The sequence below is a fragment of the Teichococcus aestuarii genome (assembly GCF_003116135.1).
Lineage (GTDB): Bacteria > Pseudomonadota > Alphaproteobacteria > Acetobacterales > Acetobacteraceae > Pseudoroseomonas > Pseudoroseomonas aestuarii.
On sequence record NZ_PDOA01000002.1, the window covers coordinates 203839 to 215778 of the forward strand.

Annotated in this window: 9 protein-coding genes; all 9 read right to left on the reverse strand. The window is 72.9% G+C overall.

The genetic code is table 11. The features are described 5' to 3' along the window. Window positions 1-21: 21 nt before the first annotated feature. The 9 genes from CR165_RS03895 to rpe all read right to left on the reverse strand — a co-directional run bounded on the left by CR165_RS03895 (window position 22) and on the right by rpe (window position 11816). Complete coding sequence (locus CR165_RS03895; RefSeq protein ID WP_109515651.1) at window positions 22-624, reverse strand: DedA family protein; 603 nt, start codon at window positions 622-624, stop codon at window positions 22-24. Continuing rightward, complete coding sequence (locus tag CR165_RS03900; RefSeq protein WP_109515652.1) at window positions 621-2294, reverse strand: glycosyltransferase family 39 protein; 1674 nt, start codon at window positions 2292-2294, stop codon at window positions 621-623. The genes CR165_RS03895 and CR165_RS03900 overlap by 4 nt, the downstream gene beginning before the upstream one ends. A gap of 60 nt (window positions 2295-2354) precedes the next feature. Beyond that, complete coding sequence (locus tag CR165_RS03905; protein WP_109515653.1) at window positions 2355-2936, reverse strand: DUF1643 domain-containing protein; 582 nt, start codon at window positions 2934-2936, stop codon at window positions 2355-2357. Between the two features lie 127 nt (window positions 2937-3063). Further along, entirely contained in the window at window positions 3064-4194 is a 1131-nt protein-coding gene (gene prfB / locus CR165_RS03910; RefSeq protein ID WP_109515654.1) for a peptide chain release factor 2, read from the reverse strand. 212 nt (window positions 4195-4406) lie between these two features. Next, window positions 4407-5357: a calcium-binding protein gene (locus CR165_RS03915; protein ID WP_109515655.1), complete on the reverse strand. Its 951-nt coding sequence runs from the start codon at window positions 5355-5357 to the stop codon at window positions 4407-4409. Between the two features lie 239 nt (window positions 5358-5596). Beyond that, a complete protein-coding gene (locus CR165_RS03920; RefSeq protein WP_109515656.1) occupies window positions 5597-8188 on the reverse strand; it encodes a penicillin-binding protein 1A in 2592 nt (863 codons plus the stop codon). Between the two features lie 133 nt (window positions 8189-8321). Beyond that, window positions 8322-9443 (reverse strand): glycosyltransferase, encoded by a 1122-nt coding sequence (locus CR165_RS03925; protein WP_109515657.1) that lies wholly within the window; start codon window positions 9441-9443, stop codon window positions 8322-8324. Window positions 9444-9510: 67 nt separating this feature from the next. After that, window positions 9511-11154, reverse strand: a complete 1644-nt coding sequence (locus CR165_RS03930) for a heparinase II/III family protein (protein WP_181377994.1) — start codon at window positions 11152-11154, stop codon at window positions 9511-9513. Then, window positions 11154-11816 (reverse strand): ribulose-phosphate 3-epimerase, encoded by a 663-nt coding sequence (gene rpe, locus CR165_RS03935; RefSeq protein WP_109515658.1) that lies wholly within the window; start codon window positions 11814-11816, stop codon window positions 11154-11156. Before rpe ends, CR165_RS03930 begins: the two co-directional genes overlap by 1 nt. Between the last annotated feature and the right edge of the window lie 124 nt (window positions 11817-11940).

Consider the following 11940-nt stretch of genomic DNA (forward strand, 5'->3'; position numbering starts at 1 on the left):
CATGGCGAAACGGGCGGGCGCTCAGCGCGCCGCGCGGCGGGTGCGCCAGAGGTGCCACAGGTAGAGGCCGATGACCGCGGCCACCACCACGTAGCTGAACGGCTCGATCGCCGCCTCCACCTTGCGGTACTGGTCGCGCAGCAGGTAGCCGGCACCGGCCAGCACCGTCACCCAGAGCAGCCCGCCGATCAGCGTCCAGAGATAGAAGACCGGGCGGGTGATGCCGGCGAGCCCCGCCGGGATCGAGATCAGCGTGCGGATGGCCGGCAGCATGCGGCCGAAGAACAGCGCCACGGGCCCGTGCCGGCGCAGCGTATCCTCCGCCTTGTCCATGTCCTCGGCCGAGACGCCGAACCAGCGGCCATAGCGCGCCACCAGCGGGCGGATGCGGCGGCTGCCGATGGCGCGCGCCACCTCGTACCACACGCCATTGCCGATGACGGAGCCGGCGGTGCCGGCCAGGATGGCCACCAGCAGCGACATGTGCCCCTCGGCGGCGGCGAAGCCGGCCAGCGGCATGATCAGCTCCGAGGGGATGGGCGGGAACAGGTTCTCCAGGAACATCAGGAAGAACACGCCGGCCGGGCCGGCGCTGCCGACCGTCTGGGTCACCCACTCGATCATGGCGCCGCCTGGAACAGGTGCAGCGTCAGCCGCCGGCCGCGCGTGTAGTTGTAACCGTCCACCGATCCGATCTCCCGAAGGTTCAGTCCCGCCTGCCCGGCCGCGGCGCGGAACCCGGCCAGCTCGCGCTCGCCCACGGCGGCGGTGCGGCCCGGCTCCGCGCCCAGGAAGGCGGCCGCCGCCACGCCATCGCGCAGCAGCGCCGTCCCCGTCCCGGTGGCGAAGACCATCGACGGCTCATGATAGCCGGTGATGCCGAATTCGCCCTGCACATCCCCGGTAGGTGCGGCCTGCGCCAGCGCGGCGGCCAAACGCGGGCCGACCCAGGGCGCCTCCAGCCGCGGCAGCACGCCGCCCAGCACCAGCCCATAGACCGGCACCGCCAGGAAGGCGCCGAGCAGCGCCGCGCGGGCCGGCGTGCCGCCCCGCAGCAGGCGCGTGACACCCCAGGCCAGCAGCAGCGTGGCGGGCAGCACCAGCAGCGCCACGGGGTCCACCCGGCGGTCGGCCAGCCAGGGCAGCACGGCCGCCGCCACGCCCAGCGCCAGCGCCACCAGCCAGAGCAGGCCGAGGCCCAGCATGGCGAGCCAGCGCGGCGCCGGGCGGCGCAGCGGGTCCATCGCCCAGGCGGCGGCCAGCAGCATCAGCGCCGGGAAGGCCGGCAGGGTGTAGTGCGGCAGCTTGGTGGCCACCGCCTCGAACAGCAGCCAGGTGGGCGCCGCCCAGGCCAGCAGGAAGCGCGTGCCGGGGTTCATCCGGTCCCGCCAGGCCGTGGGCAGCGCGCGCAGCACCAGGAAGGCGGCGGGGAAGGCGGCGAGCGCGAAGGTGGCGGCGTAGTAGCCCGGCGGCCCCCAATGCGCCTCCTCGCCCGAGCCGACCTTGGAGAGCATGTCGCCCCCCACCGCCTCGGCGAAGAAGCGCCCCTCGGTGGCGATGCCGATGGCCACCAGCCAGGGCACCGCCATGCCCAGCATCAGCGGCACGCCCCAGAGCGGGCGCAGCGCGCGCAGCCAGCCGCCGGCGCGGTCCGCCACCACCAGCGTCAGGCCCGCCAGCAGCGCCACCATCGGTCCGATCGGGCCCTTCAGCAGGATGGAGATTCCGAGCACCGCCCAGAACGCCGCCGCCTGCCGCGCCGTGAAGGCGTTGGGCGCGAGATAGGCGCGGCCGAGCAGGCCCATCGCCGCCGCCACGGTGGCCAGCAGCGCGGCGTCGGTCTTGGCGATGTGGGTCTCCACCACCAGCACGGTGCAGGAGGCCAGCAGCGCGGCGCCGAGGAAGGCGGCCCGCCGCCCGACCAGCGCCCGCCCCCAATGATAGGTGGCCAGCACCGCCAGCAGCGCCCCCAGCAGCGAGGGCAGGCGGTAGGGCCAGATCTCGCCCCGGTGGCCGAGGCTCAGCGCCTCCACCACCTGCACCGAGGCGGCCTGCGCCCAGTGGATGCCGACGGGCTTCTTGTTGCGCTCCTCCTCGCCGAAGCGGATGCGGACATAGTCGCCGCTGTCCACCATCTGGCGGCTGGCCTGGGCGAAGCGGCTTTCGTCGCGGTCGCCCGGCGGGAGGGAGGCGAGGCCCGGCAGCCAGAGCGCCAGGCAGAGGAGGCTCAGCCAGAGGCGCGGCCAGCGCGCTTCCGGCAGGCGGTCGAGGAGATCACGCAGGGAAAGCGGCATGGCGCCCGGGGCTTAGAGCCTTTTGCCGGGCGTTGGTAGCGGCAAAGCGGCGGGGGCGGCTCAGCCGGCCGGCCAGGGGACGGGGATGGTGTCGCCGGCGATGTAGAGAGGGTGGCCGGGCTCGCCGGACTGCGTCACCTTCAGGGCGCAGGGCCGCACGCCCGCCTCGCGCAGCAGCGCCGCCACCGTGGCGCCGCGCGCGCGCAGGGGCTTGGGCGGCAGGCCCCAGGCGACGACCACCCGCTCCGCCCGTGCCGACCATTCGCGGATGGCCGCGTCGTTGCCGGGGCCGACGGCATCCTCGGCCTGCAGCAGCATGGCCGGCTTCGTGGCGCGCAGCGCGAAGATGTTCAGCACCACCATGGCGCCATGGCCCCAGCGGCGGGTGAAGTCGCGGCAGCGGCGCACCGTGGGGTCGTCCACCTGCTCGTCGGCGGTGGAGGGGTTCATCATGATCCAGGCGACGAAGCCGGGGCTGCCGAAGGGCTGCCCGTCCCAGCGCCGCTCCAGCACGGTGCGGTAGCGGCCATCCTCGGAGAAGCTGGCCCGGCTGACCACGTCGCCGCTGACCGCCAGGCGCACCTTGCCGCCCGGATCGTGCCGGTCCTGCGGGCGGAGGGAAGCGGGGAAGAGGTCATCCATGCAGGAAATGTTCTTTTTTGGAAAAAAGAACCAAAAAAATTTGGTCCGTTGGCGGCACGCCTGCCGGGAGGCGTGACGCCAGACTGGAAAAGTCTTTTTGCTTCTTTTTCTTCAGAAAAAGAAGGCCTTACCGCGCGCTCGCGCTGGCCTCGGAGCGGGTGGCGCCGACGCGGGAGGCAAGGGCGGCGGCCATGAAGTCGTCCAGCTCGCCATCCAGCACCGCGTCGGGGTTGCCCTTCTCGACATTGGTGCGGAGATCCTTCACCAGCTGGTAGGGCGCCAGCACGTAGGAGCGGATCTGGTGGCCCCAGCCGATATCGGTCTTGCCGGCCTCGATCCCCGCCGTGATCTCCTCGCGCTTGCGCAGCTCCAGCTCGTAGAGGCGCGCCTTCAGCATATCCATGGCGATGACGCGGTTGCGGTGCTGGCTGCGGTCCTGGGTGGAGGCGGCGACGATGCCGGTGGGAATATGGGTGAAGCGCACGCCGGATTCGGTCTTGTTGACGTGCTGGCCGCCGGCGCCGGAGGCGCGGAAGGTGTCGGTCTTGAGGTCCGCCGGGTTGATCTCGATCTCGATCTTGTCGTCGATCACCGGGAAGACATAGACGCTGGCGAAGCTCGTCTGGCGGCGCGCGGCGGCGTCGAAGGGAGAGATACGCACCAGCCGGTGCACGCCACTCTCGGTCTTGAGCCAGCCATAGGCGTTGGGGCCGCTCACCTGGATGGTGGCGGATTTGATGCCGGCCTGCTCGCCCTCGCTTTCCTCGGTCAGCTGCACCTTCAGGCCGCGCTTCTCGGCCCAGCGCGTGTACATGCGCAGCAGCATCTGCGCCCAGTCCTGCGCCTCGGTGCCGCCGGCGCCGGCATTCACCTCGACGAAGCAGTCGCGCATGTCGGCCTCGCCGGAGAGCAGGCTCTCGATCTCGCGGCGCTTGGCCTCGGCGGCGAAGGCCTTGAGGTCGGCCACGGCGGCGTCGGCGGTGGCGGCGTCGCCCTCCGCCTCGGCCAGCTCGACCAGCTCCAGCGCGTCGGTCACGTTCTGCTGCAGCTTCTGCACGCCCTCGATCTGGTCGGCCAGGCGGTTGCGCTCGCGCATCACGGCCTGGGCCTCGTCGGGCTTGTCCCACAGGGTGGGGTCTTCGGCGCGGGCGTTCACCTCGTCCAGCCGGCGCAGCGCCACGTCCCAGTCCAGGTGGCGGCGCAGAAGGGCGATGGAATCCTCGATCTGGCCGCGCAGGGCCTCGGCATCGGCGCGCATCGTGTCTTCCTTCGCTCGCACAGGGTCCGGCACCACCCGCGCGGACGCCCCATGCGGACGGGTCCGTGCGGACAAACCCGCGGGCCAGCACGGCCACCCCGGCGAGGGGCGTCAGGCCCGGCGGGAAGGCCGGGCGGAAGAGGCTGCGGGGTGGGCGGGGATACTATCCCACCGCCCACCCTGTCCAGTGGTCGCGGTGCGGCGGCCGGCCCTCAGCCGATCAGCGGCTCGTCGACGCGCCCCTCGGCATAGCCGAAGCGCACGAAATGGGCCGTGGCGGCATCGTAGTCGGTGCCGAAGGCGGCCTGCAGGTCGGCATAGTTGCTGAGGTAGGTCACGGCGTCGAAGGTGTCGCGCTCGCGGCCCTCGGCATAGCCATGGCTGATGAAATGCGCGACGCCGGCATCGTAGTCCGCGCCCAGGGCCTGGATCAGGTCGCCATAGGAGGCGATGTACTGCAGGCCGTTGAAGTCGCCCGGCCCGCGCCCCTCGCCGGCGCCGAACTGGATGTAGTGCGTCGATCCGGCCGCGCGGTCCGGGCCGAAGGCGGCGATCAGGTCGTCGTAGCTGGCGATGTACTGCAGGCCGTTGAAGGCGGCGGCGCTACGGCCTTCGGCGAAGCCGTTCTGGATGTAGTGCGTGAGGCCCAGCTGGCCATTGGCGCCGAAGGCGGCGATCAGGTCGCTGTAGCTGGCGATGTAGTCGAGGCTGTTGAAGCTGACGAAGCTCCGGCCCTCGGCGTTGCCGAACTCCACATAGTGCCAGGCCGCCGCCGCCGAGTCGAAGCCGAACACCGGGATCAGGTCGGGGTTGGAGGCGACGTAGCGCTGCGGGCTGAAGGCCGGAACGCCGCTCAGATCTACCTGGGCGTTGTCGAAGTCGATGCGCTCGACATTGACCATCCAGCTGATGGCGCCGTTGCTGTTGTCCTGCACGGTGACGACGCCGCCGACGACCTGCACGGCGTAACGGCCCGAGGCGCCGGCATAGGCCGCGACATCGTAGCCCGGCCCGCCATCGATATAGTCGGCGCCCCCCCCGCCCAGGATCCAGTCGTCGCCTTCACCGCCATAGATGTCGTCGTTCAGCGTGCTGCCGGAGATGCGGTCATTTCCAGGCCCACCGACGATCTTGGTGACAGGAGCAATATAGGGACGGACCATTGCGGCGTTCTCGATGTGAGAGTTTTATGTGACGCTTCAGTTTGCCTTATTAATGAGAGCGCGTACCGGAAAATCTCAGATTCTCTTCTCAAGTCTTGGTGAAGTATCCGCATCTCCGATTTCTGTTCGCTTCTGCGGCATGCGGCCCCGCCCCATGAAAAAAGCCGCCTTCCCGGTCGCGGGAAGGCGGCTCGCGGCACAGGGCGCCACACCGGCAGGCGCAATAACGGCAGGCCGGCTCAGTAGAGCCCGCCCAGGCTGTTATCGACGCCGGCCGGCGTGTCGGAGGAGATCACCGTGTCGTCGCTCGGCGGGCGGGCGGCGTTCTCGGTGCCGGGGCGGAACGGCTCCAGGATGGTCTGGCCGTTGTCGAGTTGCACGCGCACCAGCGCCACGCCCGGCGGCGCGCGGAACGGCACGGGCGGGCTGTCCTTCAGCGCCGAGGCCACCACGTCGTGGAAGATCGGCGCGGCGTTGCTGCCGCCGGTCTCGCCGGTGCCCAGGCTGCGCGGCTCGTCGAAGCCCATCCACACCGCCACCACGATGTCCGGCGTGAAGCCCACGAACCAGTTGTCCATGTAGTCGTTGGTGGTGCCGGTCTTGCCGGCCACGGGGCGGCCCAGCCCGGCGCCGGCGCGGCTGCCGGTGCCATATTGCACCACGCCCTGCAGCAGCGAGACCATCTGGTAGGCGGCGATCGGGTCGGTGATCTGCCGGCGCTCGTCCACCAGCCGGGGCGGCGCGCTGCCGGGGCCGGCGTCGCAGCCCTCGCAGCGGCGCGTGTCGGCGCGCCACACCACCTTGCCGAAGCGGTCCTGCACGCTGTCGATCAGCGTCGGCGCCACCTCCTTGCCGCCATTGACGAAGGAGGCGTAGCCGGCGGCCATGCGCATCACCGTCGTCTCGCCGGCGCCGAGCGCCATGGAGAGCACGCGCGGCATGTTGGGGATGACGTGGAAGCGCGCCGCCGTCTCGGCCACGCGGTCGATCCCCACCTCCTGCGCCAGGCGGATGGTGACGAGGTTCAGCGATTGCTGCAGGGCGGTGCGCATCGTCACCCAGCCGCGCGGCTGGCCGCTGTAGTTGCCGGGCTTCCACAGCCCCTGCGGCGTCATGATCTCGATCGGCCCGTCGAGCAGGCGCTGGTTGGGCGGAATGCCCATCTCCAGCGCCGGCAGGTAGACGAAGGGCTTGAAGGAGGAGCCGGGCTGGCGCAGCGCCTGCGTCGCGCGGTTGAACCAGGATTTCTCGAAGGCATAGCCGCCGGCCATGGCCAGCACACGGCCCGTGGCGGGGTCGAGCGCCACCACCGCCCCCTCCACCTGCGGGATCTGCCGCAGCGAGAGCCGGGCGGCGCGCGCCGGGGTGCGGCCCTGCGCCTCGCGGCCGGGGACATATTCCACCATCACCACGTCGCCGGGGCTCAGCACGTCCTGCATCCGGCGCGGCGCGGGGCCGAGGCGGCCGTCGCGCACGGGGCGGGCCCAGGAGACGTCGTCGAGCGGCAGGGTGCCCTGGCGCGGCTGCGCCTGGGCACGGCCATCGGGACGCTCCAGCCAGGAGAGCCGCGCCTCGCGCGCCTCGACGCCGAGCACCACGGCGAGCTGCCAGCCCGGCTGCATGCCGCCCGGGCGCTGCACCGCCTCCAGCGCCGGCATCCACTCCGTGGGGGCGGCGGAGATCTGCGCCACCGGCCCGCGCCAGCCGCCGCGGCGGCGGTCGTAGTTGGTGAGCCCCTCGCGCAGCGCCTGCTCGGTGGCGGCCTGCAGCTCGGGCTCCATGGAGGTGCGCACCACCAGCCCGCCCATGGTGGTCTGGTCCTGGCCGAAGCGGGCCACCAGCTCGCGCCGCACCTCCTCGGTGAAGTAGGGGCCGGTGGCGACGAGGTCGGGCCGGGCGCGGCCGCGCGCCACGATGGGCTCCTGCTTGGCGGTCTCCGCCTCGGCGGCGGTGAGGGCGCCCTCCTCCACCATGCGGTCCAGCACCCAGTCGCGCCGGGCCTTGGCCGCCTCGGGGAAGCGGTTGGGGTTGTAGTTGTTGGGCGCCTTGGGCAGCGCGGCGAGGAAGGCCATCTCGCCCGGCGTCAGCTCGTCCAGCCCCTTGTTGAAGTAGTTCATGGCGGCGGAGGCCACGCCATAGGCCTGCTGCCCGAGGAAGATCTCGTTCAGGTAGATCTCGAGGATGCGGTCCTTGGGCATCGCCGATTCCAGCCGGAAGGCCAGGATCGCTTCGCGCACCTTGCGCAGGATGGTGCGGTCATTGCCCACCAGCATGTTCTTGGCGACCTGCTGGGTGATGGTGGAGGCGCCCACGGCGCGCCGCCCCGTGGCCATGCCCTCCACGTTCATCACCACCGCGCGGGCGATGGCCAGCGGGTCGACGCCATGATGCGACCAGAAATTCTGGTCCTCGGCGGCGACGAAGGCGGCCTGCAGCCTCGGCGGGATGGCGCCGATCGGCACGAAGACGCGGCGCTCCAGCGCCAGCTCCGCCATCAGCTTCGAATCGGCCGCGTAGATGCGGCTCATCTGCGGCGGCTGGTAGTCGGCCAGCCATTCATGCTCCGGCAGGTCGGCCGCCGCCTGGCGGTAGAAGCCGTAGCCGGCGATGCCGCCCACCGCCACGCCCGCCAGCCCCAGCACCAGCCCGAGCTTCGCCACGCCGAACAGGAAGCGCCCGATGCCGCGGCGGCCACCGCCGCCCCCCTTCTTGCGGCGCTTGCCGCGCGGCGGCCGCGGCGGCTCACCGGGCGGGGCGGCGTCGGGCGGGACGGGGGGAGCGGCGCGGTCGCCCACCAGCGGGCGGTCGGCGCGGAGTTGGTTCGGTGCCATGGCGGGCTCCCCTTACACCCTCGGGCAGCGGGGCGCGAAGCGCGGAGTGGTTATCCCCGGCAGATGGGGGGAGCCGCCCCTTCACACCAGGGTGAGACACACTGTGCAACGCACAAGGGCGCGCGCGCCGCCCTCACAGGCCGAGCAGGTCCAGCGTGCGGCCGATCACCTTCGCCTCGTCGAACCGCGCCAGGGCACGGGCGCGGCCGGCGGCGCCCTGGCGGGCGCGCAGCGCCGGGTCGGCGGCCAGGCGGCGCAGCGCGGCCGCCAGCGGCGCCACGGCCCCTGGCCCCGGCCCGGGCGGCACCAGGAAGCCGGTCTCGCCCTCCACCACCTGCTCGCGCGGGCCGCGTATGTCGGTGGCCACCACCGGCAGGCCGGTGAGCATCGCCTCGATCACCGACATGGGCAGCCCCTCGAAATGGCTGGGCAGGCAGAACACATCCGCCGCCGCCAGCAGGCGCGCCACGTCCTCGCGGTAGCCGAGCAGCTTCAGGCGCGGCCCCAGTTCGCGGCGGGCGCGGGCGAAATCCTCCGCCATGTCCGGCCCGTGGTCGGTGGGCAGGCGCTCGCCCACCACCCAGAGGGTGGCGCCGGGGACGGATTCCATCGCCCGCAGCAATTCCACATGCCCCTTGTGGCGCACCAGCCGCGAGACGATGACCACCACGCAATCCGCCGGCCCGGCGCCCAGCTCGGCGCGCAGCGCGGCGCGCGCGGCGGCGTCGGGGTGGAAGCGCGCCGGGTCCCGCCCGTTGCCGATGCCCACCGCGTTGCGCGCGATGCCGAGGCGCCGCGCATCCGCCGCCTCCTCCTCGCTCACCGTCAGGAACACGTCCGTGGCGCGGCCGCCCAGCCACTCCAGCCCGAGCGAGAGGCCGCGCCGCCAGGCGGGCCCCGGCTGGTTGAACAGGAAGCCGTGCCCCGTATAGGCCACGCGCGGCACGCCGGCCGCCCGCGCCGCCGCCCGCGCCAGCAGGCCGGAGATCGGCATGTGGGCGTGCACGAGGTCGAACCTCTCCGCGCGGAAGACGCGCAGCAGCGCCGCCAGGGCGCGCGCCTGGGCCAGCGGGTTCAGGCTGCGCGCCATCGGCACCGGGATGATGCGGAACCCCTCGGCGCGCGGGACGGAGAGCAGCGGCCCCTCGGCGCAGATCCCCACCACCTCGTGCCCGCGCTCGCGCGCGCCGCGCATCACCGGCAGCACGAAGTGGCGCATCGCGAAATCGACGTTGCTGACCTCGGCGATCTTCATGCTTCGGAAAAGGCCGGGGGAATGGATTCCCCCGGCCCCCCTTCTTCCTGTCGGTTTGCCGGTGCCGTCAGTCGTCGGTGGCGGCGGGGCCGGACTGGTTGACCCGGCTCAGTGCCCACTGCACCGAAGGCGTGCCGGCCTCGGCCGAGAGCACCACCTGGCTGGTGCGGCGCGGCTCGCCGGCCATGAACACGCTGTCCTCCACCGAGAGCCTGGCGCGGCTGGCGCGCAGGCGCCAGGACGCTCCCGAGGGCAGCCGCAGCAGCACGGCGTTGTCCTCCAGCTGCGGGCTGGCGACGACGCCGGGGTGCAGGTGGAAGCGCACCGCGTAGGCGGGCGGGTTCTCGCCCTCCACCGAATCCTCGCCGCGCAGATCGTCGCCGGATTCGGAAAGGTAGAGGCGGCGGCGGTGCAGCGCGCCGAAGCCCCGGCGGTAGCCATCGTGGCTGGCATCCAGCCATTGCGCGCCATTGGCTTCCTGGCGCTCGGCCTCCACCGCCTCCGGGCGGCGGCCGAGGCCCTCCTCGCGCAGCTCGCTGCTGTTGGTGTCGGCCAGCACCAGGGTGGAATGCGCGGCGGTGGCGCGCAGCGCGTCGCGCCACGGCCCCTCGGCGGCCGGCACGGCGCCGCAATTGACGATCAGGCGGTCGCGCCCCACCGACATCTCGAAGGCCAGGGTGCCGGCGTGGTGGAAGCGGTCCGCCTGCCGCGGCAGGCCGGCCGGGCCGGGCGCGGCGCGGCCCTCGGGCGGCGGCCCGCAATCGGCGATGATCAGGGTGCGCCCCGCCTGGAGACGCTGGAAGCCGGCCTCGGCCAGGATCAGCGGCGCGCGGCCGCGCGCCTGCCCCTGGGTCAGCACCAGGTCGACCAGCGCCGCGCCATCGTCGCGCGTGCCGTTGAACAGGGCGAGGCCGCCATCGCCATGGCGGAACAGCCGCAGCGCCGGCGCGGCGCGGTCCAGCGCCAGGGCCAGGTGCGGCGGCGCCTCCAGGCTGGAGCCGTGCAGCAGGTTGCGGATCTCGATCAGGTCCTGCACCGCCAGCAGCAGCTGGCCCGGGCTGCGCTCCACATGCGCGCCGTCGGGCAGGATCTGGCGGTCGATCTCGCCGGGCAGCACGCGCAGGCAGCGGGCGACCCAGGCTTCCTCCCCCAGCGCCACGGCGGCGGCCAGCGCGCCCTTCAGCGCGGCGAGGCTGCCGCGGTGCCGCCCCTCGGCCGGCAGGGTGGCCACCAGCCCGCGCGCATCCTGCGCCAGCCGCACCATCAGCGCGCGGCGGAAGGAATCCTCGGCCGTGGCGGCCAGGAAGTCCCAGTGGCCGAGCCAGGCGGAGAGCCGCGCGCCCGCCACCTCCGGCACGGCGGCGATGGATTCGGTGCCGCCCCGGGACAGCCAGTCGGTGGTCAGGTCGCGCGCCCGCAGCCGGGCGCCATCGGTGCCGAGGGCGCGCAGGTCGCGCAGCCAGGCGAAGCCGTGCACGGCGGCGCGCCACGGCGCGGAGCCGCTGCCCTCGGCCCAGCCCTGGCCGCCTTCCTCGGCGGTCACCAGCGGGCGGACGGTGCCGGCCACCTCGCACTCGCCGCGCAGCAGGCGGTGGCCGCGCCCGGCATCGCCGGGCCAGAGGTCGCGGAAGGCACGCGCCGGCGCCTCGGGCACCCGCACCGGCTTCAGCCCGGCCACCATCCGGCGGGCGCCGCGCAGCCAATCCGACATCAGCCGGCGCCCCCGCGCAGCCCGGCGATGGCGGCGGCGTAGTCCGGCGTGCCGAACACGGCGGTGCCGGCCACCAGCACGTCGGCCCCGGCCCCGATGCAGAGCGGCGCCGTCGCCGCCGTCACGCCGCCATCCACCTCGAGCGCGATGTCGCGGCCGCTGGCCTCGATCATGCGGCGCAGCTCGGCGATCTTGGGGAGCTGGCTGTGGAGGAAGCTCTGCCCGCCGAAGCCCGGGTTGACCGTCATCACCAGGATCAGCTCCACCATGTCCAGCACCGGCGCCACGACGGCGGCGGGGGTGGCCGGGTTCAGCACCACGCCAGGGGACTTGCCGAGCGCCCGGATGCTCTGCAGCGAGCGGTGCAGGTGCGGGCCGGCCTCGGCATGCAGGCTGATGCGGTCCGCCCCCGCCTCGGCGAAGGCGGGCAGGAAGGCATCGACCGGGGAGATCATCAGGTGCACGTCGAAGGGCATGCGGGTACGGCCGCGCAGCGCCTTCACCACGGCCGGGCCGTAGCTGATGTTGGGCACGAAATGCCCGTCCATGATGTCCAGGTGAAGCCAGTCGGCCCCGGCGGCATCGATGGCGGCGACTTCTTCGCCAAGCCGCGCGAAATCGGCGGCCAGCAGGGACGGGGCGATTTTGACAGGGCGTGTCACGAGGGAAGTTATGCCTTTAGGGCTGAAGCGGGACAAGCCGCGCACGGCCGGTGAAGTTGCGGAAATGACAGAAAGCCCGTCAGCGGGCCCGCATAAAGAAGCCGGCCCCCGGCGTCTTCCAATC